At 34.0% G+C, this 25,444-nt stretch carries 22 protein-coding genes and 1 riboswitch; of the genes, 2 read left to right on the top strand and 20 right to left on the bottom strand.

Features of this window, described 5'->3' with window-relative positions; all coding sequences use genetic code 11:
- Nucleotides 1–95: 95 nt before the first annotated feature.
- The 8 genes from ACQKP0_RS14085 to ACQKP0_RS14050 form a co-directional block, all read right to left on the bottom strand.
- On the bottom strand, nucleotides 96–3,335 hold the full coding sequence (locus ACQKP0_RS14085; protein WP_427406488.1) for an SNF2 helicase associated domain-containing protein: 3,240 nt from the start codon (nucleotides 3,333–3,335) through the stop codon (nucleotides 96–98).
- A gap of 299 nt (nucleotides 3,336–3,634) precedes the next feature.
- On the bottom strand, nucleotides 3,635–4,243 hold the full coding sequence (gene folE / locus ACQKP0_RS14080) for a GTP cyclohydrolase I (RefSeq protein ID WP_427406487.1): 609 nt from the start codon (nucleotides 4,241–4,243) through the stop codon (nucleotides 3,635–3,637).
- Nucleotide 4,244: 1 nt separating this feature from the next.
- Nucleotides 4,245–4,964, bottom strand: a complete 720-nt coding sequence (gene queE / locus ACQKP0_RS14075) for a 7-carboxy-7-deazaguanine synthase QueE (RefSeq protein ID WP_427406486.1) — start codon at nucleotides 4,962–4,964, stop codon at nucleotides 4,245–4,247.
- The gene (gene queD / locus ACQKP0_RS14070; RefSeq protein WP_427406485.1) at nucleotides 4,957–5,397 is read right to left on the bottom strand and encodes a 6-carboxytetrahydropterin synthase QueD; all 441 of its coding nucleotides are present in this window, start codon (nucleotides 5,395–5,397) and stop codon (nucleotides 4,957–4,959) included. The genes queE and queD overlap by 8 nt, the downstream gene beginning before the upstream one ends.
- A 14-nt stretch (nucleotides 5,398–5,411) precedes the next feature.
- Entirely contained in the window at nucleotides 5,412–6,134 is a 723-nt protein-coding gene (gene queC, locus ACQKP0_RS14065; protein WP_427406484.1) for a 7-cyano-7-deazaguanine synthase QueC, read from the bottom strand.
- A gap of 246 nt (nucleotides 6,135–6,380) precedes the next feature.
- A riboswitch (PreQ1 riboswitch) is annotated at nucleotides 6,381–6,423 on the bottom strand.
- A gap of 153 nt (nucleotides 6,424–6,576) precedes the next feature.
- Nucleotides 6,577–7,683 carry a DUF1835 domain-containing protein gene (locus ACQKP0_RS14060; RefSeq protein WP_427406483.1) on the bottom strand — a complete coding sequence of 369 codons (1,107 nt, stop codon included), beginning with the start codon at nucleotides 7,681–7,683 and terminating at the stop codon, nucleotides 6,577–6,579.
- Nucleotides 7,684–7,899: 216 nt separating this feature from the next.
- Nucleotides 7,900–8,877, bottom strand: coding sequence for a ring-cleaving dioxygenase (locus ACQKP0_RS14055; RefSeq protein ID WP_427406482.1), 978 nt, complete (start codon nucleotides 8,875–8,877; stop codon nucleotides 7,900–7,902).
- 235 nt (nucleotides 8,878–9,112) lie between these two features.
- On the bottom strand, nucleotides 9,113–10,522 hold the full coding sequence (locus tag ACQKP0_RS14050; protein WP_427406481.1) for a M20/M25/M40 family metallo-hydrolase: 1,410 nt from the start codon (nucleotides 10,520–10,522) through the stop codon (nucleotides 9,113–9,115).
- Between the two features lie 300 nt (nucleotides 10,523–10,822).
- Here ACQKP0_RS14050 and ACQKP0_RS14045 point away from each other — a divergent pair, with 300 nt between their 5' ends.
- Entirely contained in the window at nucleotides 10,823–11,302 is a 480-nt protein-coding gene (locus tag ACQKP0_RS14045; RefSeq protein WP_427406480.1) for a hypothetical protein, read from the top strand.
- Nucleotides 11,303–11,535: 233 nt separating this feature from the next.
- Here the strand turns inward: ACQKP0_RS14045 and ACQKP0_RS14040 are convergent, their stop codons facing one another.
- The 12 genes from ACQKP0_RS14040 to ACQKP0_RS13985 form a co-directional block, all read right to left on the bottom strand.
- The gene (locus tag ACQKP0_RS14040) at nucleotides 11,536–12,078 is read right to left on the bottom strand and encodes a DinB family protein (protein ID WP_427406479.1); all 543 of its coding nucleotides are present in this window, start codon (nucleotides 12,076–12,078) and stop codon (nucleotides 11,536–11,538) included.
- A gap of 531 nt (nucleotides 12,079–12,609) precedes the next feature.
- The gene (locus ACQKP0_RS14035) at nucleotides 12,610–13,854 is read right to left on the bottom strand and encodes an aminopeptidase P family protein (RefSeq protein ID WP_427406478.1); all 1,245 of its coding nucleotides are present in this window, start codon (nucleotides 13,852–13,854) and stop codon (nucleotides 12,610–12,612) included.
- 300 nt (nucleotides 13,855–14,154) lie between these two features.
- Nucleotides 14,155–14,601 carry an SRPBCC family protein gene (locus ACQKP0_RS14030; RefSeq protein WP_427406477.1) on the bottom strand — a complete coding sequence of 149 codons (447 nt, stop codon included), beginning with the start codon at nucleotides 14,599–14,601 and terminating at the stop codon, nucleotides 14,155–14,157.
- Between the two features lie 194 nt (nucleotides 14,602–14,795).
- Nucleotides 14,796–16,268, bottom strand: a complete 1,473-nt coding sequence (locus ACQKP0_RS14025; RefSeq protein ID WP_427406476.1) for a methyl-accepting chemotaxis protein — start codon at nucleotides 16,266–16,268, stop codon at nucleotides 14,796–14,798.
- Nucleotides 16,265–16,816, bottom strand: coding sequence for a GNAT family N-acetyltransferase (locus ACQKP0_RS14020; RefSeq protein ID WP_427406475.1), 552 nt, complete (start codon nucleotides 16,814–16,816; stop codon nucleotides 16,265–16,267). The genes ACQKP0_RS14025 and ACQKP0_RS14020 overlap by 4 nt, the downstream gene beginning before the upstream one ends.
- A 339-nt stretch (nucleotides 16,817–17,155) precedes the next feature.
- Nucleotides 17,156–17,677, bottom strand: a complete 522-nt coding sequence (locus tag ACQKP0_RS14015; RefSeq protein ID WP_427406474.1) for a YbaK/EbsC family protein — start codon at nucleotides 17,675–17,677, stop codon at nucleotides 17,156–17,158.
- Between the two features lie 325 nt (nucleotides 17,678–18,002).
- Nucleotides 18,003–18,227 (bottom strand): hypothetical protein, encoded by a 225-nt coding sequence (locus ACQKP0_RS14010; protein ID WP_427406473.1) that lies wholly within the window; start codon nucleotides 18,225–18,227, stop codon nucleotides 18,003–18,005.
- A 183-nt stretch (nucleotides 18,228–18,410) separates the two neighbouring features.
- A complete protein-coding gene (locus ACQKP0_RS14005) occupies nucleotides 18,411–18,989 on the bottom strand; it encodes an HMA2 domain-containing protein (RefSeq protein WP_427406472.1) in 579 nt (192 codons plus the stop codon).
- Complete coding sequence (locus ACQKP0_RS14000) at nucleotides 18,961–21,078, bottom strand: heavy metal translocating P-type ATPase (RefSeq protein WP_427406471.1); 2,118 nt, start codon at nucleotides 21,076–21,078, stop codon at nucleotides 18,961–18,963. Before ACQKP0_RS14000 ends, ACQKP0_RS14005 begins: the two co-directional genes overlap by 29 nt.
- Nucleotides 21,068–21,610, bottom strand: coding sequence for an HMA2 domain-containing protein (locus ACQKP0_RS13995; RefSeq protein ID WP_427406470.1), 543 nt, complete (start codon nucleotides 21,608–21,610; stop codon nucleotides 21,068–21,070). The genes ACQKP0_RS14000 and ACQKP0_RS13995 overlap by 11 nt, the downstream gene beginning before the upstream one ends.
- Nucleotides 21,607–21,939: an HMA2 domain-containing protein gene (locus ACQKP0_RS13990; protein ID WP_427406469.1), complete on the bottom strand. Its 333-nt coding sequence runs from the start codon at nucleotides 21,937–21,939 to the stop codon at nucleotides 21,607–21,609. Before ACQKP0_RS13990 ends, ACQKP0_RS13995 begins: the two co-directional genes overlap by 4 nt.
- A 194-nt stretch (nucleotides 21,940–22,133) precedes the next feature.
- Nucleotides 22,134–23,855, bottom strand: a complete 1,722-nt coding sequence (locus tag ACQKP0_RS13985) for a methyl-accepting chemotaxis protein (protein WP_427406468.1) — start codon at nucleotides 23,853–23,855, stop codon at nucleotides 22,134–22,136.
- 564 nt (nucleotides 23,856–24,419) lie between these two features.
- Between ACQKP0_RS13985 and qoxA the strand changes: the two genes are divergently transcribed.
- A complete protein-coding gene (gene qoxA, locus ACQKP0_RS13980) occupies nucleotides 24,420–25,382 on the top strand; it encodes a cytochrome aa3 quinol oxidase subunit II (protein ID WP_427406467.1) in 963 nt (320 codons plus the stop codon).
- The last annotated feature ends 62 nt before the right edge of the window (nucleotides 25,383–25,444 follow it).

Here is a 25,444-nt window from a genome sequence, read left to right as displayed (position 1 = left end):
CATTCTTTTTCTTTTTTCGGTAAACCAACCTCACTTTCATTTTTCACAAGAACATCATTTTTCTTTTTTCGGTTAATGTACTATGCTCTAAAGATTCACGACTTGGGCAAGGAACTCTTGTCCCACAATATTTCACGAATGTCTTCTTCAGTTAAGGTAAACGACGCTCGTTCTTCGTGATTAATAATTTCTTCGATTAAATTTCTTTTTTTCTCTTGAAGTTCGTTCATTTTTTCTTCGATAGTTCCGCGGGCAACAAGTTTTATCACTTGTACTTCATTTTTTTGACCGATACGATATGCACGGTCTGCTGCTTGATCCTCAACCGCTGGATTCCACCAAGTATCATAAAGAATTACTGTATCCGCACCAGTTAAATTAAGGCCTGTACCTCCAGCCTTCAATGAGATGAGAAATAAATCACGTTCTCCTTCATTAAATCGATTACAGATTTTAACACGGTCTTCAGATGGCGTTTGTCCATCTAAGTAAAAATATGGCAGTCCTTGTTTTACTAATTCTCTACCTATGATCTCGAGCATTTTTGTAAACTGCGAAAATATTAATATCCTTCTGCCGGATAGTTTGGATTCTTCAATAATCTGCAAAAGCTGTTGGAATTTCGCGGAACTTCCTTTATAGCCATCAACAAACAAGGCAGGGTGACAGCAAATTTGCCGCAACCGGGTCAGACCAGCTAGGATTCTGATCCGATTTTTTCGAATAGTATCCTTATCTAAATGCTTTAACGTATCGTGTCTTAATTTCGCTAAATAGGCAGCATATAGTTTTTTCTGGTCAGGAAGTAAATCAACAGAATCTGTCAACTCGATTTTTTCAGGAATTTCCGACAGGACTTCCGCCTTTAACCTTCGAAGCAAAAATGGACGAATCCTTCGGGAAATGGTCTTTCTAGTAAGGTTACTATATTCTTTAAACCCGAGAAACAATTCTGGAAAAACAACATGAAAAATGGACCACAGCTCTTCCAGTGAATTTTCTATTGGTGTTCCAGTAAGTGCAAATCGATGATCAGCTTGGATCTTTTTAACAGCTCGTGCCGTTTGTGTCATTGGATTTTTAAAAGCTTGTGCCTCGTCAAAAAACACCGTATGGAAATTTTGTTTTTCAAACCATTTTATATCTCTACGTAACAACGGATAGGAGGTAATGATCACATCCATTGTCATAGCATCCTTCTGTATGTTACTTCGCTCATTTTTACTTCCATCTACAACAATGGAGTTTATATCTGGGGCAAATTTCATCATTTCGCCAAGCCAATTATACGTTAATGATGATGGGCAAATAATCAAGACTGGGAGCTTTCTTGTTCGAATCTCAGGTAGTACGGAAAGAATATAGGCAATGCTTTGCAATGTTTTTCCAAGTCCCATATCATCCGCGAGTATTCCTCCGAAGCCAAAGCCTGCAAGTGTTTTCATCCATATGTAACCTTGTTTTTGATAATCACGCATGATCATTTCTAAACTTAATGGTACCTCGATTTCCGTGCTTCCTGGGTTTTGCAACGTTTTTAAGAAATGACGAAATGATTCCTCGACATTAAATATTTGACTTGTATTTATCGAATCAAGAGATGGAAAAGCCTGGATAACTGGTACTTCAAAGCGACTTTCCCAATCTTCATTTTGAACTGGAAGGGCTTTTAGAAAACGATGAATTTCTTCCATTTCCCTTGTCTCCAACGAGAGTAAAGATCCATCTCGTAATCGAAAATACTTCCGTTTTTCCTCTAGAGCCAAAAGAATATCACGAATTTGTTTTTCAGGAATGCCATCCATTTCAAATTTAAACTCAAGCCAATTTGTACGTTCTTTTTTCATCTTTATTCTAATTTTAGGAGGATGATTGCCCTTAGATATCCGATTTCTTACTGCTGTTGTTGCATAGATTTGAGCGAGCTTTTGCAGTTTTGGCAGGTTATGATACAAAAACTCATACTCTAACTCTTCATTTTGTAAAAAATAGCCTTCGTCCGTCTTCGTAAACGAGCTATTATCCATTATTTGCAGGACTTCATCTTCCTTCTCTATGTCCCTTATTATCATAGATCCTGCTAGGATCTCTCTATTTTCCAATGGATTAATGACCATATTTTCATAATGGAATTCCAAACTAGCAAGTAAACGATTTTTAAGACGATCCAAATAAAGCTTCGCTTTTAACGGTGTCTTTCTAAACTGCTCCACCATCGTTCCTTTGATATGAACCTCACCCAGTTTTTTTAAACCTGGAATGACTTTTTCTAGAAATAAATTTATTTGATTCTTGGAAAATGATATTTGATTCGTACCTGAGCCATCTAACATTTGCTTTAGGTCTGATAAACGCTTACTTTCCTCGCTTTTTAGCTGGATCAATTTCCCTTCAAATAGCACAGAATGGTAGGAATTGAGAACAATTATTCGATTCAATTCTTTGATCATAAGTGAGAAGCTATTATTTTCAGTTTCTTCAAGATCAAATTGTAATGGAAGATTTTCTTCAGAGATGTGGAGACCATTGACATATTGTCCTTGATACTCAAGCGTTACTGAAGGAGCATTTGAAAGCAAGGGATACAGCCTTTTCCAAGAAGACGGCGGAATGAGCAATATGTCTTCATAAAATGTGTAAGTCTCTATATCTGATAATTCTTCAACAAAAACTTTTTCATCCTGTATCACTTGGATTAACTGTTGTATTACCGCGTCTGTATCCATTTGAAAACAGTATACGCTTGGATCGTATGTAAATGAACTTGAAAGCAAACTAGAGTGACCTTTTTTCACCTGGGCCAGAAAATCGCGGATATTTTGAATGTGGATCGCGCCTATATTCATTTCAATACCGAACATATATCCCCTTTCTGTCGAAATAGGTTTGCAGATAAATTCGGCATTCAGTACTTGTCGATTTTCAAAGTGAAGCTGATGGCCACTAGGTCGTTTTGGATGATCATTGAAAATGTTCAGCAATCCATCTGTCAAATTCTTATCTATTGTAGTTAAGGATTGTGTTTCAATTGGAATAACGGGCAGTGTTCCTTTACGCTGATGCTCGTATATAGCAATTAGAACCGCTGCGATATGCTGACAATCCCTTTGAAATGAAGTAAGTGTAGGACAACTGCATTTTGTGTGAATCCCTCCATTCACATCTTCTTCAATGAGGACATGGAAATTTTCCATTCCTGAAACGATAGCTTCAGTTCGATCAAATCCATATTTTTGAAATATTACTTTATGAGCGTGAAAAAAAGCCTCGCCTCTTTTGTATGAGACAACACCACACCTTTCTTGAATGATTTTTTGGTTTAATCTTATATTCAAACTCCATGCCCCTTTCCGAGGATATACCACTTCAGGATCTGATTTTTTGATGATATTCTTAAATAATGGGAAAAATAGCTTTTCAGCTTCATAATTATATGTTTTTAAAGAGGTTTACTTTTTTATATAAAGATAAAATTGGCAATTAACGAAAAGTACGATATTAAATTATATCTTTATTATACGGCTAATTATAAAAAATATCTAAAGGTGATATACAAATGGCTTTGTTAATAGTTTTTGTTGTCGAAAACCACCAAATAAGTAGGGACAAGGGACCCGGTCCCTTGTCCCACTCATTATTTCCTTGCTAGTTGAATAGAGGAAAGTACTTCTGTTTTGTTAATTTCACCAAGAATTGCAGTTGTTATAGTGGAGGAGTTATGTTTTTTCACTCCACGTACTTTCATGCAGAAATGTTCTGCATGAATCATGATGAATACGCCTTTTGCGTTTAAATGTTTAAATAAATATTGTGCCACTTCATTTGTTAGTCGCTCCTGAATTTGTGGACGGGAAGCAAAGTAATCTAAAACCCTTGCGCCTTTAGATAGGCCCATTACTCGATCATTTGGCAGATAGGCAATCGTCGCTGTTCCTATAAAAGGTTGAAAATGGTGCTCACATAAAGAACTGAATGGAATATTTTCAATGATCACAAGCTCTCTTGAAGTATTCTCATCTAAAGGAAATGTCGTAATAACTGGTGGTTCTGAAAATAAACCATTACAAGTCTCATTCACTAGCATTTTCGCTACTCTTGCTGGTGTATCTTTTATTGAAGGGTCAGTTAAATCCAAACCCAATTCTTCTATTATATTAGCAAAATGACCGGCAATCCGTTGTCGTTTGCCCTCTAAAACTAATTCACTTGGATTTTCTAAATTTACATTATAAACTTTACTCATACTATACTCCTCGCTTATTTGCCCATACCAATGCGTGCAGCTGAGGCAAGGCTCGAACATTATTCATTTCCGGATCTTCTATCACTTTACCCCATAACCAATCGAGTGATTGCAATAATCGAGAAGAAATATCCCCTTCCTCGTATGGATCTTTATTTCCTACCGATACATAAAAATCTACATCTGGATAACGTTTATGTACTACTTTAGCAAACTCAAAATCTTTATTATCAAAGATAACTACCTTCAGACTAATTTTTTCAGGGTTCAAAGATTGAATCATTTTATCTAAAATGTTAAAGTCTGTTTTCATTCCACTGCTCGGTGGTTTTGGACTAATCGTTAGATCATCAACTAGAACAAACCAATCTTGCCATTTGCTGCCTTGTGTCTCAAGCCCAACCTTACAATGATTCTCATGTAATAATTGGATCAATTCCAACATAGGTTTCCCAATTAAGGCAGGATTTCCCCCACTGATCGTCACATGGTTAAAATTTTGCCCGCCTAATTGAACTAATTCCCGATAAACTTCTGATGCGGTTAATAATCTGGTATTTGCTTTTTCTGAACCATCCCAAGTAAAAGCAGAATCACACCATGAACAACGATAATCACAACCTGCCGTACGCACAAACATCGTTTTCTTTCCAATTACCATGCCTTCTCCTTGAATAGTAGGCCCGAATAATTCGATTACAGGAATTTTTCCATTACTCATGATTAGATTTCCCCTTACTCTCTTTTGGTCGATAAACTACGTAAGATGTCGGTGTTTCGCGAACCATTACTTGGATGCATTTTGGTTGATTAGCTAGTGTTACTAAATAGGCTTCAACCACTCCATAAATGGTTTGTGCAACAACCTCTGTTGATGGAGCCATTTTCTTAAATTCAGGGAAATCATTTAAGAGATGATGGTCATACTTTCCGTGAACTAATTTTTTCAAATCGCTAAAATTCACTAACATCCCCATTTCATCTAATTCATCCCCAACGATAGTAAGATTAACAAAATATGTATGTCCATGAGTTAAAGAACATTTTCCCGCCTTATCATTAGGGATAAAATGTGCTGACGAAAAGTTCATATCCTTATTCAACTCGAATTTATAGGAATGTGGAAATGGTTGCGGGTAAAACTGCTGTAACATAAGATCAACTCCAATTATTTTAATTCATTTCTTACTTTCAAATATGCTTCTAGACCCCTTTTTCGTAATTTACATGCAGGACATTCTCCACATCCATCAGCAATCATTCCGTTGTAGCACGTTAACGTTTTTTCACGGACGAAATCAAATGCACCAAGCTCATCGGCCAATTTCCAAGTTTCCGCTTTATCAAGCCACATTAATGGAGTGTGTATGACAAATCCCTCATCCATCGATAGATTTAAAGTGACATTTAATGATTTTACAAAGATGTCTCTGCAATCGGGATAACCACTGAAATCTGTTTCACACACACCGGTTATTATATGTTTTGCACCTACTTGACTCGCTAACACACCTGCAAACGACAAAAATAATAAATTTCTACCGGGAACAAATGTTGACGGAAGCTCGCCTTCTTCCCCATCCACGACCTCAATATCATTTCTTGTTAAAGCATTCGGAGCTAATTGATTTAATAGACTCATATCTAAAATGTGATGTTTAATCCCAAGCTCACTAGTAATATTTTTTGCACATTCAATTTCCGTTTTATGTCTTTGATTATAGTCAAACGTTACCGCAATGACTTCCTCAAATCGTTGTAATGCCCAAAACAAACAAGTTGTACTATCTTGACCGCCACTAAACACAACAATTGCTTTCTCTTTTTTCAAGTCAAAAACTCCTTTTTTTGAAAATAAGTTTTTAATATATAGATAGCTCAAAACTAACATAATATTTTCCAAAAAAATAAGTAGGCAATTCCCTTTCATCGCCGTTTTACATATGTAAAAACGGCCAAAAGAGGAAATCAGCCTACCCATACTAATTGTTAAAGAAAATAAAAAGGCTTTGTTAAAGGACAATGATGAAAACAAATGATCAGAGTAGTAGAGCTTAATGGTCTTTTATCCTCGAATCAATCATCATATTTTTTAACACAGCCAAATAAAAAAACAGTACAACTAAAAAAACGTACTGTTTCATTAGTTTTTTAAAGAGGGTAGCTAGAACCTCTACCGCAATTGCGGATTTTTCTATATTAAATTAACTTATTTCGTCATTAGATTAGTAGTCCTGTACTACGAGAAAATGTACTCCTACATATTAGCACTCTTTTCTGCCAAATGAAAGACCAATCTAACATAAGTCTAAAAAAATGATCAAAAGATTAAGTTACATTTTTAACTTCACCCGATAATGGCGCATCGATTTAGGAACACCTTTCATTTCAAGTACGCCGCTATATACTAACTCCCTGATTCTATATTCCATATATGAATGATCTAGTGATTTGTCTAATTGTATTAATGTACCGATGAGTCGACCCGTCAAGATGAAATCTTTTTCATCTTGTTTTTCATGAAGGTTTTTCAAGATATCAAGGATTAATGAATCATAATAATTTTCAGGAACATGGATAATTTCATTCTTTTTATACAAACGTAATATTTCTTTTGATTGGGTGAGTATTTCCCATTCATTTTGATATTGAACTCGTTCTTTTTCTGTCAGAGGTTTTGTCTTGAATCTGTCATATATTTTTCTTATTTGCTGTGGATGCAACCCAGCAGTATGAAGAATATTTTGTTCTTCATCATCTGGTTTCGTAAATGACTGAAAAAGTTCAGATGAGTTGAAAAGGAAAATATCATTTCGTTTATTCTTCAATAACCGAAGGATGAAGCGAAGTCCTGTTTGTTCATCGGGATTGTTCCCATACCAAATATGAATTGGAGCCTTCTCAATTATATCTTCAATTTCTAGCAATGTATTAGCAAAATTATTTTCATAAACATAATCATCCATTTCAAAATTAATATGATCTTTCAACCAATCATTTCGAAAAGCTTGTCCTTCTTGACTTTCTAACATCCATAATGGTCCGATTGAAAAAAAGCCAGGGAAACCGATGACCTGTTTCGGACGCTCTAAAGCTACTCTTAAACAACCTGCAGCATGTTCTGAACTGACGATATGAACTGGACTGACATCTTCTTGATTAGTTTGTTGGCGATGTCGTTGAATTTGTTGATTAATGATGTTAAGCATTTTTATGTTATCTTTTTGACTAATCAGGTATCCACGACCTTCTAATGCCTTGCTTTCTTTGTGATTAAATGAATCGAAGTCTTCACCATCCCCAAGCTCGAAAGTTTTCCATTCTCCTCTGTGACTCACTGTTTCTAAATTTAAATAATAATCCGATTCAATTTTATAAACAAAAATAATATTCGGTTCCATGAAAAAGTACACAAATGGATACTTTGCTCTGCTTTTCATTCATCAATCACCTCAACAAAAAATTTCCAATAATCAAAGTATACCATTATTCTCCAGGAAGACACAGTAAACTATCCCCCCTCGAGCTTCATACGACAAAAAAAGCCCTGCAGAGTTTCTCTCTCTACAAAGCTTTTTACAAAGAATTAGTTTATTAGACCTTGCCTGCGGGACGGTGGACCAGACCCCTTGTCCCTGCGACAAGACACCTTGTCCCTATTCCTTTACAAATTCCTTTGTGCTTCTTACTGTATCGATTGGTCGAACCATTTTTTCGATTTCTTCTCTTTTAGGTTCTAGGAATGGTGGCAATGATAGTTTTTCTCCTAGGGTTTCATACGGTTCGTCTCCCATGAAGCCTGGACCATCGGTTGCAAATTCAAATAGAATTTGTGGTGCTACTCTTGCGTATAAAGATTCAAAGAAGTGACGATTAACATAACCAGAAGTATGGAAACCAAAGCCTTCCATACGTTGGACCCACTCTTCTAAAACGGTACGATCTTCTACTCGGAAGGCAGCATGGTGTACCGTACCATATCCTTGTCTTCCTGGAGGGAGAATAACATTATGTTCCACTATGACTTGGGCACCATTTCCTCCTTCTCCAACTTCAAATAAATGAAATGATCCTTCATTAGCTATTTCCTTAAATAGTAGAACTGTTTCCATCATTTCTTTAAAATATTTAAAGTCTGCAATACGTACAAAAATAGGTCCTAAACCTGTAATTGCATATTCTAGTGGAATCGGTCCCTTTTGCCAAGGTGTACCTGATTCAACCCCTTTATTGTTCTCATCTGAAATTAATTGATAGTGTTGATCATCAAAATCAACAAAAGAAAGAGTTTTTTTGCCAAATTGTTCTTTAATGCCAGTATGTTCTACTTCTAGACGATCAAAACGTTTAACCCAATAGTCTAATGCTGCATCACTTGGTACTCGAAATGATGTTTTTGCTATTTCATTTGTTCCATGACTTCCTTTTGGAATTCCTGGAAAATCAAAGAAAGTCATATCAGTACCAGCACTGCCTTTGTCATCTGCAAAGAATAAGTGATAAGTTTGAATATCATCTTGATTCACCGTTTTTTTAACTAAGCGCATTCCAAGTACATATGTGAAAAATTCGTAGTTTTTTTCCGCACTACTTGTAATCGCAGTAACATGATGAATTCCTTTTAAATGGTTCATTTATAGATCCTCCTATAGAGATAATATATTAACTATTTTTTCATTGATTCTGAAATTTATTTTATATTTGAGTCGAATTCAAATATCTCGAATTCGAGATAAATATAACATAGCTTCAATTTGATTGTCAATCATTTACTCTATTTAAGATATTACGAATAAACAAGATATACGTAAATGAAAGAAACCCCACTATCAAAGCAGGGTACCCTTCAATCCAGAATCCATAATAAAATTACTTTTCTACAGCAATATTTTCCTCTGTTAATGCAGTAGAAAATCCTGTTAACATGTACGCGATATGGACGATACCATCTTCAAAATCTTGAATACGAATGGATTCATTAGGTGCATGTGCTTTTGATTCTACCCAGCCAACACCTGTACTGACAATTGGAAGCTTTAATTGCTCACCAAAAATGTACATCGGTCCCGTTCCAGCTGAATTCGGAGCTAGAATTACATCATTTTGATAAACTTCTTCTGCCGTGTTCAAAACATGAGTAACAAATGGATGATTGTAGCTTGATCGATAAGCTTTTTGTCCATTGATTAACTTCACTTCAACATCATCGAAACCGTGGTATTCTAAATGCCTTTTAATACAATGAAAAATATGATCAGGATCTTGACCAGGTACTAATCGACAATCAATCTTCGCCATAGCTTTTTTCGGTAAAACCGTTTTAGCTCCTTCTCCTGTGTAACCACCTTCTAGTCCACAGATCGTCATAGTAGGGTGAAAAACCATCGCTTCACGCGGGTCAACACCTTTAGATTTTGTAATGAGTGGCCTCTTTAGTCCATAGAGACGACTAATGGCATTTTCGTCAAAAGGTAAGCTATGTACAGCTTGCTTCTCACTTTCTGTAGGTTCTAGCACTCCATCAAAGAAACCATCAACTAATATTTCATTTTGTTGATTTTTCATTGTACCTAGTGCATGAACCAGCCTCCATGCAGCATTATCTACATATGCTCCTACAGAAGAATGCATATCAATATCTGCTCCAACACATGTTAGTTCCATATAGGCCATTCCCTTTATACCAGCTACCATACTTATCCTATTCTTCTCATCCTTACCGCCGAATTCCCAGATACAAGCATCCGCATGAAATAAATCACGATATTTTTCAAGATAAGGGGCTAAATTGGGGCTGCCAATTTCCTCTTCCCCTTCGATTAAAAATTTCACATTACAAGGTAATCCACCCTCTAATTTTTGTAATACGTTGATCGCGCTTAATCTTGCAACTAAATCACCTTTATTATCCGATGCCCCTCTAGCAAACAATTTTCCATCGATAATAGTAGGCTTAAAAGGTTCTGTGTTCCATTCATCCAACGGTTCAGGTGGCTGTACATCATAATGGTTATAAAAGAGAAGAGTTTTCGATGAATCTCCTTTTTTCCCTGCAGGAAAAAAACCGTAAACCACGGGATTTCCCCCAAGATCATCTAAAACTTTCGCTTCACCACCTATTTCCTTAATCATTCCTACAACATAGTCTACCGTTTCAGGTATGGCTTTATTTTGAGCAGATACCGTTGGCAAGCTTAAATATTTTTTTAATTTTTCAATAGAAACAGACGCTAGTTCCTTTACCGATAATCGAATACGTTCTAAATCTTGATTGCTCATATATTTTGTCCCCTTTCAAGTTGTTCTACTTTTATACTTCGACGCACGAAACAAAATACCTTTATATTTTTTAAATTGAAAGAAAATTTAAGCGTATTATGTTCATGGTGATTATCTTGGAAATAATTTGGAAAAACGCTAAGTTTAAAAATATACAGCTATTTCCAGTTTACATAATAATATTATTGAGTACTAATTTAACTTTAGAATTGAATATGTTTTTCAAGAACACTCGTTCTGTTTATGTGACAATGATATAATTAGGACTATAGGACAAATTATTAAAAGGAGGTTTTGATTATGGATCATGAAATTAAAGAGATGGTGCATCGACTTGAGCAAAGTGTTGAAAAGTTAAATGAAGGACAAACGAGGACTAACAAAATATTAGTTGGTATGGACAAACGATTCGACGGGATTGACCACCGCTTAGATGGTATAGACAAAAAGTTCGTTGAAATCGATAAAAGATTTGATACAGTCGATAAAAATTTTATTGCAATTGATAAAAGATTTGACGATGTGGATAAAAACTTCGATGAAGTTGGCAAAAGATTTGATACTGTCGATGGAAGATTAGATCATTTAGAAATAGGCCAGGATGAATTAAAAGAAATGCTTAGACACAGTACTACTCTTTTGACTGAAAATTTCACAAATATAAGACAAGACTTAAGACACAAACAATCAGAATCAGACTCCGATATAAACTTACTTTTCAAAAAAACCGAAAAACATGAACGTGATATTGAGAAAATTAAACAAAAATTAAATTTGTAACCTCTCCTATCTACTTCCAATATATAATATTATGTGAATCTTAAGTCTTTATTTTCCATAAAGACTTTTTTGTTTTAACACGAGATAAAAAGAAACAATCGTATAGTATATAATACGACTGTTCATTTTTCCTTCCATACCAATATTTGACTAAATCTCATATTGAAGAAGTAATAGCACAAATATACAATACTCCTTCCACCTCAAAATATGGAGGTCTACAATGCATTTTATTAGACTTCTAAATGCTTTAACATCATTTTTTTGATAATTCTAATTTGCCCTCTATGATTAAGTTCATCCTCGAAAACATGAAACCATTTAAAATAATTGTTAGCAGGCTGATCAAACCAAAATGTAGTTTGTTTAAGCAACCAAGTATCTGGAAGTGTTTTAAAGGTTTCAATTGTTTTGTTTCGCACTTCAATTAGTTCATTTAAATAAAAATCAATTGTATTCCCTTTAATTTCTTTACGAGCTCTACTTCCTAATTCTAAGGCAGGGTTCAAATTGTCAATTTCTTCGTCTGTTACCTCACGATTTTTGAAGGTTTCAATTTGATAGGCTTTTTCAACTGCTGTCATATGTGCTAAAAGCATTCCAATCGAATTGGCTTCTTCATCATAAAGAAAATCCAACTCTTCGACTGTTAAATTTTCCACTTCTTCAAGAGTCCTAACTCGCGTATAATTCATCATAGAAACTAATTTACTAAATTCTAAACTTAATCCTTCTTTTTGATCGATTAAAAATAATGTTGTTCTATCTACAGCCATTTCTTCATCCTCCTACTATAAAATACATGTATAAAACTTTCTACTTCCACTTTGGAAAATCCTACATAAAAATATAAATTTTACTGACACATTTATTGACGATAACTCCAAATTTAGGAATGATGATTTAGTTTATTTAATTTGGCTCTCTTCGTATAAATTGATGTTTTTAGACTATAGACTTAGTCCGTTGATTTCCGCTCCAGACACTTGCTTTCCGCGGGGAGGGATGGGAGCCTCCTCGGCGTTACCGCCTGTGGGGTCTCCCACTTCCCTCTTTTTCCCGCAGGAGTCAAGTGTCCTCCGCTACAATCAACTCAGATTGTTAATAAAATATCACTTAAAAGCAACAACCTTTACGAAAACAGCCTTTAATTTCAAAAGTGACTGTGACTATGTTTTTTGGAATTTTTTTATCTAGTTAATTCTGATCCAAACAACTTCTTTTTTCACTAGGCAAGTTTGAGTCATATTTTTCATTCGCATAACTAAAAAAGCCCTGCAGAAATTCACTCTACAGAGCTGTTCAAATTATTTACTCATAAATGCCTCGATTTCTTCAACAGAACGGATAATATCCTTTGATAAAACTTCATGACCCTCTTCTGTAACTAATACATCATCTTCAATTCGTATTCCTATACCTTCTTCGTCGATATATAGACCCGGCTCAACGGTTAATACCATTCCCGGTTTTAAAACTAAGTCCTTGTAACTTCCAACATCATGTGTATCTAAACCAAGGAAATGGCTGACACCGTGATAATAATATTTACTAATCTCGCTTTCTTCTTTAATCAACCCGACCTTGATACATTCTTCAGCTAGTACTTTCTTTGTATGTTCATTTAATCTAGCAAATGGTACACCTGGTTTGATCAGTGCTGTTGTTTCTCTCAAAGCTTTTAAAACTATATTATAAAAAGTTTTTTGTTTTTCTGAGAATTTTCCATTTACCGGAAATGTATAGCTAATATCGGCACTGTAATAGTCATATTGTGCACCTAAATCAAGAAGAACAAGGCTGCCATCTTCAACGATAGAATCATTTTTATCATAATGAAGAACTGTCCCATTTTTTCCACTTGCCACAATTGTGGGAAAAGCATAATCTTTTACACCTTCTGATTTAAGTGTAAAGTCAAAATAAGCTTCAAGTTGATACTCTTTCATTCCGCCTTTAGCATGGCTCATTAAATTCTTAATACCAGCAATGGTTATTTCTATAGCTTTGTTTATCTTCTCAATTTCTTCAGGCTTTTTATAAACCCGTAGTTCACAAATCTCTGGATACACATTTTTAATTTGCAAAAATGGATAATTCATATGTATTTTATTTGCAAATTGCTGTGCTTTTGTTGTGGCAGTATCCATTTCTCTTCTCTCAAGATCTAAATACAAATTAGCTGCCGAGATAGATAATAGTGTTTGTGATAAAACAGATTCAAATTGATCAATCAATCGAATATTAGTAATACCAGAAATAGCAGCAGCTTCTTCAGCAGATATCGTTTTTCCTACCCATTTTTCCATTACAGGATCAGCTTTTTTAATAAAAAGATATTCCTCAACCTTATTATCCATCTTCTTTGCTAGAAATATAATATTCGGTTCGTCTATCCCTGTTAAGTAATAAAAATTACGATTAGGAACAAACTTATAATCCTCATCAGCTGATTTTTGTGGAGCTTTGCCTGCAAACAAAATAAGTAATGAATTATCATCTAGCTTCTCGTATAAATCATTCCGATTATGTACATAAAAATCCTTGTTCATGATTTCCCTCTTTTCTAAAACTTCGAATAAATTATTATTCTTTAACTATATCATTTATCTGATATTTCTTAAATAATGAAGCATCAAAATTAAAAATGGTCTGTTCCGATAAAAAAAATATCCAGAAAATAATCTGGATATCAAAAGTATATATATAAGGGGGAAAAGCTATGCTATTAATTATATATGCTTTAAAGCGTTAACACATGAGTAAAATGGTATAAAGAAAATATACCTACTCAATGATTTTAGAACTTTTATTTTACTTGTGCCTCTCCCTTACCTAATTTAACAAAGTTTTCACAATAAATCTTGCTTATAAACATTGCCACATTCCAAATAAACTTTTAATAATGTTAATGCTTCACCCCACCCTACAGCGCACCCTAAACATGCTTCTAAATCCTTTTCAGAATTTGAATATCCCGTCTCACATAGAATGACTAAAGTTCCTTTCTTAAAAGATTCTAGTTTAAAAGATACTGTTGTTTCTCCCTCTCCTGGAGACCATCGAAAAACAAATGATTTATTAGGAACTGCCTCAAGAATGTTACCGCCATCCTCAATATTTTCCTTTTTACTTCCGAACTCAGTCCACCTTAATCTAATTTCACCCGTTCCATCAGAATTTAAATTTATAGAGGTGTTGTCTGTGAACCAGGCATTCCATCCTTCAGACGTTGTAAGTGTTTTATAAACATTTTCTTTATCAACTTTAATGTATACACGATGATTTATATCAGGCATTTTTCAACCTCCATTTTCAATATGGCTTCTGAGTCCCTTAAGCAACATTAAATAGATTTCAAACTAAATAGACCATTAGGCTAAAAAGAGTAAATACTTAAAAAATACCTACTGAAATTTCCTGTTATTCTTATTATACAAAAAATAATTATAAAAAAACTCTATTGGAAATCCAATAGAGTTTAAATTAATAATTAATGATTAAGTTCTTGAAGTTCGTTTTCAATCTTTTTAAATCCAACTGATAGAGAAGAAATTTCTTCATGTTGAGAAGAAACAAGCTCTAAAACATCATGTAGACTTTGTTTATTAGAATCTGTCATAGTCACACTTTCTTCTGCCTTTGCTTCTACTTCTTGCATCATCGATTGTACAGACAAGATGAAATCTTTAAGAATGGCTGTTTTACCTGTAAAGTCCTTAATATTTGACGCAACATCTTGAAAAATATCTTTTACTTCTTGCATACTACCTCTATTTTTCTCGATAGATGATTGAGATTCTGAAATAGTATTAGATGCTAAAGTAATACGTTCTTTAAAAGTTAATAAAAGCTTAGAAATGGTTTCCGAAGATTCTTTTGATGATTCAGCAAGTTTTCTTACTTCAGTAGCTACAACAGCAAATCCTTTTCCATGTTCGCCAGCACGTGCAGCCTCTATATTAGCGTTTAATGCCAATAAATTCGTTTGAGCTGAAATATCCGAAATTGTTTGGATGATTTTCTCAATATTTTCAGTTTCCAAATGAATTTCATGCATGTAATTAATGGTTTTTTGAATGTTTCCATTAAAACTTTCCAAATCATTTTCCAGGACACCGATTTTATTTCCACTTTCTTTTGTTGCTTCTTGTGTAGATTCGAGATATTCATTCATTTCTTTCATAGATTTTGTCATGTCATCTACTTGTTCATTTGTCTCAGCCATTCCAGATACCAATTCATTTGATTGCATCGTTTGAATATCAAATGATTCAATAATGTTTCGGATAGATTGAATAATTTCAGAAGATTGTTCACTTACTTCATTCGATGTATTATTCAAGTTATCTTGATATTTTTTAACGGAAATAAGAGAATTGTTTATTTGTTTCAACATGTTTTCCATTGATTCTTTTGAATTGACAGCCTCTTCTTTTTGAACTACTATTTCTTGTTGCAATTTGTTATTAAACATGGATTGCATAAAACTTGATATAGAGACAAAACAAAATGTTAAAACATAGTAAATCAAATCAGTATAATTTGTTGAATGAAATATGAGTTCCCCTTGCGTTACATAAAAGTAAATCAAAATCCCTAAAGTAAAAACAATGGTTAATGAATTTAACAATTTATCTTGATAAATCCCCATAACAGCTACGAAGAAAAATAAACTCATGATATTAATCAAATGAGGATCTAATGAAATAGCCACAAACATAAAAATGCCAATAACTAATAAGTTAAAGTATTGCATGGGAATAACTAATTTATCTTTAAATTTTGTTTTATTAGCAATAAATGTAAATGGAGCAATTACTCCACATAATATCCCCATGAGAGATATAACAAAACTAAAGGGTATTCCTAAAATAAGGTTTAAAATCTCAACAGCTGTTATCGTTCCTACAAATACAAATACAACCCAATTATTTCTCTTTCTTATTAATTCATAGTTTTTCATAATAAAACTCCTTCTTTCTTTTCAATTGGTTGCTTGAACCATGAAAATTTTTCATCATGAATATTGTCGTATGCTTCTTGTAAATGAAATAAAGCAGGAATTACATAATCACCTTTATACCAAATTTGTTCTTTTACTTGAGTAGCTCTAATATGATAAGTTTTATTAAAAGAACGAAAAACAGCTGGGTCAGAAATAGCGACAGCATGTGTATAGCCAGTTTTTTTAGCATAATCTAATAGAAAACAAATTATTTCACGACCAAGTTTTCCGCGATATTTAGGTAAAACTGAAAAACTATCTATTTCTACAGTAACCATATTTTTTTGAACAACATCATTAAATAAATTTTTCATAAATGGACTGGTAAACTGTGGATACGGTGTAAATTCAAATGTTCCACCTGGTAAATCATCATCGCCATAAAATAGAAAAAGGTCAGAACCTTCTTTTGCATATTCCATATCGAAGCCTTTTCCCTCCCAGGAAACCTGCTTAATTTGATGAAATACATTCAATTCTTCTTGGTTTGTTACACGTTTGTACATAAGTATCTCTCCTTTTTAGTTAAAACCTGTTGCAAATTTACATCTAAATATAGATTCTTTTCTTTTTCTAACCTTTTATATTATGTAAGAATACTAAAAAAATAATTAAATAGTCTGTGATAAAACCTATTTAAAGCTTTTGATTTAATCAAAATTATTCCGACAATCTTATATATCGGTTTTAATTTCTATTTTTGAATACTTTATGGTGGAAATTACCTTTGTAATAGTTGATTCTATTTATTCAGAAAAGGGGAATTATTGAAATAAAAAAAACAGAAGGAATGATTCCAACTGTTTTTTATGTAAACGATTTTTATATCAACAATTCAAAAATTTTTAATTCCCATTATTATTCAGAGCGATCGACTCTTTTTCCTCTTCTTGTTCCCATCCTTTACAAACATCTACCCACTCTTTTGCCGATGAAAATTGTTGCAATTCATCATTTGTCAATTCAATCGCAGAGTTTGCACTGCCGCATGCAGGGAAAACAGTAGTAAAACGTTTCATTGAAATGTCGAGGTAGACATCGAGTTCATTTTTCAATCCAAATGGGCAAACACCGCCAACGGCGTGTCCTGTTTGCTCAAGCACTTCCTCAGGTGAAAGCATTCGTGGTTTGATACCAAATCTTTGTCTGAATTTCTTATTATCAATTTTTGTATCACCAGCAGCAACTATCAAGATCGCTTTCCCATCTTCATCACCCCTAAAGGAAATCGTTTTCGCAATTCTAGCAGGAATGACACCAATGGCTTCTGCTGCCAATTCAACGGTAGCACTCGATGTATCAAATACCATTACATCTTGTTCACGATTCCATTGTTTAAAATGGGCTTGTACACTTTCAAATGACATCGTTATCTATCCTTTCCACTTTCAGTTTATGAAAAATGATAACATACTTTTACATAATATAGAAACTAACTAATTGATAAAAGCGAATTTTCTGATTTGCCCAAGTGTATTAATATATTACGTATTAACAATTTATATCAGCCTAAATATCAATAAAAGCCGATCTCCCTCACGTAAAAGAGAAACCGGCTAATATTTTATCGAAAGAAACGTAATTTCATAATATACTCATGATCTTAAGAAAATATTGAAAAATATATCGAATTATATCCATATTAACACTGCTTCTGTATGGAAAAACGTATTTACCTTCCTCTTAAACTATTTATTTAACTTGCATTTCTGCAATTAAATCTTCTAAGCGCTCTTTTTGTGCAATGATTTCTTCGATAGATGGTTGATAACCAGCTTGCGGCTGTTGTGGATATGCGCTTCCTGGTTGAACAAGACGCTTAAGTTGACCACTGTTTTGTTCATATAAGCGATATCCTACCGCACCAACAACAGTTCCAGATAAAAATCCCATTAAAAAATCTCGATTTAATGCCATAAAGTTTTTCCTCCTAATATAATAATTTTATTTATATAACTTTGTTCATAGTTATTGTTGATAAATAGACCTATAGGATGGGTATACGGATTAACACTATACCTTTCAAGACTTTATTATTATCAACAATACTATTTCACAAAGCCTTTTATATAAGCCCATTTATAGGTATGGACGAATACACTAAACGTAAGTTAAATGATTGTTTCGGCGAAGATCATATAAAAGCTCTAATGCGTTAACTGCCCAGGTGACAATTGAAACTTGAAGCATATTCGAAGCTCCAAGCGATATTAAACTGATAATTCCAGTTAAAACGTCGGGATGACTTAATCTATTTGTACCATGGGATATGACGGTATAACCCGTTGATATAACAGATATGTAATCTAGCACGTCAGGAGTACTCCCCTTCGTACGTCTCATATAAGCAACTAAAAGTAAGACCCCTGTTACTAATGATCGAAACAAATCATTTCTTAATCTTGGCTTTATATTGACCATAATGGGATCGAATGGATCAAAACTAGCCCGATGAAAGAAAATAGACACGTAACGCAATATGTTATTTCGTGATAATTCTTCTGAATTGTATTCTATTAACATCGTATGGATGATTGGTTGAATTCTTACGAACTGTATTCCTTTAATAGATGAAAACATATTTTCAATGTCCTGGTAAGATGTTTGGTCTATAAGTGCGGGAATTTGTAAGCGAATCCTTCCAGGAATATCATGAAGAATATAAAATTTCGGTTCCATGATCTTTATCTCCTATCCATAAGATTTTTGCGCTATTCAAAATAACACCAATTGTTGCTGTATTATGAATGGCTGCCCCCATAATAGGTGAGATAAATCCGCATGCTCCAAGTAAAATAGCTGCTCCATTAATAAAAAAGGTTGCTACAAAGTTTTGCCTAATAATATTCATTGTACGTTTCGATAAGTTAATGAACGCTGGTATTAGCTCAGGGTTATCAGACGTGATGATAATATCACTTGCCTCAGAAGCGATATCAGTACGTTTCCCACCCATTGTTACACCTACATTTGCATAAGCTAAAGCAGGTGCATCATTGATGCCATCACCGACCATCATGACAGAATGTCGACGTCGATATTGTTTAACATAAGTCACCTTATCTTCTGGCAATGTCTCTGCATGATACCAATTAAAATTTAACCTTCGAGCCATTTCTTTAGCTACGCTTCGTTTATCACCTGTCAGCATCACAACTTCACCAATTCCCTGCTTGCGAAGTTTTCGAATTGCTTGTGGCATACCGGTACGAATTTTATCAAAAATACTAATGATTCCTACAAGTGTATGGTCATAAGCAACATAAATAACATTTTCATCGTAATCAAACGTTTTTGGAAAATGATCAACATTAATTTTCAGCTCTTTAAAAAAAGAAAGACTGCCAACTACAATTGGTTTTCTATCAAAATAACAACGAACCCCTTTTCCAACGATTGTTTCTGCCAGTGTATTTGCATCCCGATTCGGAACCTGTATTTTCCATTCCTCTACCTGCTTTAAAATTGCCTCTGCAATCGGGTGGGAAGAATTCTTCTCAGCAATAGCTGCTAGACGAATGACATCCTCGTGGTAAAATCCATCACAAGGGAAGACTTGTTGTACGACGGGAGAACCTTCAGTAATGGTTCCGGTTTTATCCAAAATAATCATATCAATAGTTGATGTTTGTTCAATGTTGTGGCTGCCTTTTACAATTATTCCTTGTTTTGCTGCTTTTCCCATCGATGCATAAAAAGCAGTAGCAGTTGAAAGTTTAAGTCCACATACAAAATCAATAACAAGCATGTTCATGGCTCTGTTAAGATTTCGAGTGATCAAATAAGTAACAAGAGCTAATCCAAATGAAAATGGAACCATTTTCTCTGCCAAGGAATCCGCAGTGTTTTGAATCGGAGCTCGTTTTTTCTGAGCTTCCTCGAGCAACTTAAGCATACGGGAGATTGCCGTATCATCTCCGACCTTTTCTACCTCCATAACAATATGCCCACTTTTTAAAATGCTTCCGGCAAATAAGTTTTCGTAAACATTTATTACTTTCGGCATGTACTCTCCGGTAATGGATGATTCATCGACAATTCCAGACCCTTCAAGTACTCTTCCATCAGCTGGAATTTTTTCACCAGTAAATACTACAATATGATCGCTCACATTCAATTCTTTAACAGAGACCTTCACTTCTTCACCTGCCGGATTAAGACGCCAAGCATATTTTGTATCGAGTTCCATTAATGAAGAAATATAGTTTTTCGTTTTTTCAGCAGTGTATTCTGAAAGCTTCTCACTTATTGTCGACATAATGGTAATAACAAGAGCAGATGCTGGATTACCATTATAGATAGAAGCGAAAATAGACGCCGCTGTTAGTGTGTTCGCATTTACTTTCCTGTTTTTGAAAACCGTTGTAATTCCGTCTTTTATCACATCAATAGAAGATAAAAGAGCTGTTGTTGCTGCAGTTTTATACAAAATAGGCCTAAGCGGTAAAAGGATTGGAATTCTATTTACGGCACTGTGGATTATTAATACACTAATACAGCTAACTAATGACCCATATTGCTGCCATGAAAAAATATGATTACTTATTTTTATAGACATGAACGTTTTTGCAAAATTAATTATGGATTGAAGAGATAATGTTTGTTCGTGGTGTAATAGAAGACTGCACGTTTCTTTTGTATATGTAGCTGAATATATTCCCTTTATAGAACGAAAAAAACATTCAACTTGAACTGGGAGCAATTCACTAGGAATATAAAGCCGGGTTCTTCCTGGCAATGAATGAATAACTGCTACCTCACCATTCATGGAATTTTTTATTTTCTCCTTTTTTAATGATTGTGTATGCCCAGTAGAGAAGACTTGCTGAAAATGTGGGTGCACTTTTAAAACTATGCAATCCCTTTCCTAAAAGGAATAATGTAAACAGGCTGTCAAAATCAGCAAATCCACTCGTTTGTTTTTTAATCCCTTTGTCAACGATATGTAATGATTGCTGCATCATGTTCATCAATTTAGCATCTGTATGAAGGATCGCATCTGCTGCAGCTGTAACAATTACCTTCATTAATTCATCTAACTGCAGCTGGGTAATATGCGGCACTGTAAACTTTATTAGCAAGCTCCCTGTTATATGTGAAGCCTCGCAGGATAAAACAAGTGGTTCAGTTTTTAATTTTTTCTCTATGTTTTCTACAATAACTTTATGCTTCCATTTATCACATTGCAGCCTAAGTCTTCCAGGCATGGCATGTATAATTTTTATTTTTTGCTCACTAAATTGGGAAAGTAGTTTTGGGGCAATGAGAGAAGCTCCCAAACTCACAATTGATGAAATCATACCTGCCCCCCCTTAATTGCCGAATATTCATGCTCGTAAATTTGTTCAAGCAGTTGCAACCATTGCTCCATACCATGCGATACCTCTACAAAATTAGAATCATAGGTGACTAGTAAACTACCTGTCTCTTTTGTAAAGTGAATTGAAAAAATAAACGGTTCTTTTTCTAGTTGTTTTGTTATCTTTGTGATCAGTGATTCATTTATTTTCCATTCATTAGACTTTAATCGAATTCGACCTGGAATAAAATGGACAAGGGCTATATTATATTTATTTAGTTTTCTCTCTACTTCCTTTTTAACTAAAAATTCAGAAACTTTTTTAAGCACTATATTTCACCGACTTTTTTCTTTTACGTAAATTTTAGCAATAAACCCAGCACCTGACAATAAAAAAAATATTGTTGGAGCTCATTTTGAAGGAATACTAAATAATAAAAACGCTGGTGATCAGTATCAACAGCGTTTTCCAAAATTATGTACCTAATCAATCGTTAAGCTTTTCAAACAACAAAGGAAGATTATTAAAGTTCTTGCTCCAGTTTAGATAACAAGCTTATCACTTCTTTTGATGCTTGTTCCAATAGTACAAAAACTTCCTCTGCACCATTTGTGTCTCCTTTTTCATAGCACTCTACCGCTTGGATCGCGTATTGATGTACAGTATGGTGCGGAACTTCTAATTGTTTAAAAGACAAACTATTTTTCAGATTGTCAGGTAATTCACCATAGTACCATTTTCCAAGCCTACAATCCTCATAAGTTGGTATTTTCCTCATATCAATCTTTTCAATCCCTAAAAGCATGTTATAAACTTTCCACTTCCAGAGGAGATGATCGGTTTTAGTTACTTTTACAATATCTTTCGAATTCAAATGAACATTAACTCCAAAAAAGGTATTCCGATAATTCTCCATTTGTTGACTAAGTACAAAAACATTATGTGCAGTTTTCTTTGCAATTTCTTGGGAGGCCATATTGTGTTCGTAAATCACGGAATTACGTTTGGTGATTTCCAAAATCGTAGATGTCTGTTCTTCATTCATTGCTGCAATTTGTGATGTGGCATCATTAATTTCTTGCATCGTTGAAACAATGTTTTTTAGTGCATCACCTGCATATTCGGCTCTCATTACACTATTTTCAACCAGTTCACCGGTTTGGTTAATTTCTTGGGTGACCTGATTTGAAACCTGGTGCAATGATTCCATATTGGATGTAATTTGATTAATCTGTTCTTTAGTATGCTCAGATAATTTTCGAACCTCTGAAGCTACAACCGAAAAGCCTTTTCCATGCTCACCTGCTCTAGCTGCTTCAATACTGGCATTTAAGGCAAGAAGATTTGTTTGCTCAGCAATACCATTAATAATATTGACAACATTCTTCGTTTGTTCAATTTCTTGATTTAATTTGTCTACTTTCTCCACTACTTGATCATATATATGACCTACCTGCTTAACAACATTTAACGTTTCACCTACTACTTGTTTACTTTGCTCAGCAGCTTGAACCGCTTCATCGGTACCTTCAGCTACCTTTACCGCATAGTTGGAGACCTCTTGAATAGATGCTCGTATCTCTTCAGATGCTAATGTAACACTGTGAGTTTCCTCAATCTGCTGATCCATTCCAGTAATCAACTGTTTCGTCGTATCCAATTGAGTCGTATGATTTAGCATGTCAGAAACACCGAATAAAAAATATTTAATCGTTTCCTCCATATATACTCCCACAATCAACTGCTGATCAAATGCGGATAATTTTTGTAGGGCAACTACAGTCTCCATTAATTGATTACGTTTAAGATGTGATTTTTCCGTTAATATGGATATCATAATCTGGATTAATGTATGGTGGGAAGAAATAAAATGATCCGCAGTTAAATGGATTCGACTATGTACTTTTCCAACGATTTTTCTTGTTTTAATATATTCATCGTTGACCTCAGCTTGAAGAAATTGATCTAAATAACTTTCCATCGTTTTTCTTAACCTCTCGATGCTTGAATGCTTGAGAATAATATTCTGAAGATGATCGACAGAAGTAATATTTCTATAAAATTGATCAACCAATTCTTCTTTATATGGTGATAGAATAGTAGCTGCTTTCTTTACAAGATTCAATGTATCCTGATTGATGCCTAAAAATGATAAACGTTCTTTTGTTCGTTCATCTACCTGAGAAATATCTGTCCCACTAAATTGTTGGTTCATGGATGTCGCTCTTTTTGTAAAAATTGTCATCATTTCCTCCATTTTTCTTTATTCGCAGACGCTCATAACCTGCTTTGATACCTCAATCCCTATTTTTTACCGTTTTTTTAAAAAGGAGTTCCCAAGTTGTATATTTGATGCTTCATAAACTGGGAAAAGATTCATATGGAGATATTATATAACAATATAGGACTATTTATCCTAAGAAATATGTCCTATCACTTAATTATGAGGTATTTAATAAATAAATAGTTATTCTTCCCTATGTTTGATCACATAAATAATCAATCTCAATATACCTATTTTTCTATTTTTTTAATAAAAAGAAGCAATATAACCCCAAATAATTTTTAAGATCATCTCTCTATTTATCATATATATAACCATTTTGATTAACTATTTAAAAATTAATTAAAACATTTCTTGAATAATTAGTGACAAAAATCACATTTGATTCATGAACATTTTGTGAAATGATTCACATTATGATGTTTTCTAAAATAAAACGTATTAAGATAATGTCGATGTATCCATTTAACAAATTTCATATTTCTAATGCAATGAAACTTAGAGAACAGAGAAAGGAGTCTTACCATGAAAATTAAATGGGCTTTATTGACAGTAATTTTCACTATTATTACTGTACTTACGGGTTGTGAACCATTAAAGGTTTTGGATCCTAAAGGTCCTCAAGCTAAAACCCAAGCGGATGACATAATCTTATCTATTTTGATCATGTCATTTATTGTCATCGTTGTTTTTGGACTCTTAATCTTTATATTAATGAAATATCGAGCTTCCAAACAAAGTAAAGATTATGAGCCTCCACATATCGAAGGAAATCATATTGTAGAAATAATATGTGTGGGGATTCCGATATTAATCGTAATTTTCCTTTCTATTATGTCCGTCAAATCAAACTATAAAGTTGAGGCAACACCGAAAGGCTATGAAAATCAAAAACCATTAGTTATTTATGCTTCAACCTCAAACTGGAAGTGGCATTTTAGTTATCCTGAAGAAAATATCGAAACCGTTAATTACTTATACATTCCAACCAAACGTCCGATAGAATTTAGACTTTATTCATACGGACCGATCACTAGTTTCTGGATTCCACAGCTCGGAGGACAAAAATATGCGATGTCCGATATGGTTACCACATTACATTTAGCGGCTGATGTGCCTGGTGAATTTGATGGTCGAAATGCAAACTTCAGTGGGAAAGGTTTCGCAGAAAATACATTCAGCGTCAAAGCAATGCCTGAAGCTAAATATGATGAGTGGGTAAAAGATGTTAAAAAAACAGCTAAGCCTCTTACTGAAGCAAAATTCAATGAATTATTAAAACCTGGTCATGTTGGGCAGTCCACATACACTGGAACCCATTTGAAATTTTCACCGGCACCAGAAATGGAACATGGTGGACATCATCATGGCTCAAGTGATTCCGATGATAAATCTAAAGATGAACATATGGATATGAATCATATGGACCATATGGATATGGATCATATGTCAAATGATTCTGATCAAAAAATGGAGCATAATCATTAATCCTTTCTAAAAATAATCACATCAGGTTTTGTATGACAAGCAATATCACTCGAAAGGAGTCA

It is taken from the genome of Heyndrickxia sp. NPDC080065 (genome assembly GCF_050281185.1).
Lineage (GTDB): Bacteria > Bacillota > Bacilli > Bacillales > Bacillaceae_C > Heyndrickxia.
This window is presented reverse-complemented; position numbering and strand designations above follow the sequence as displayed.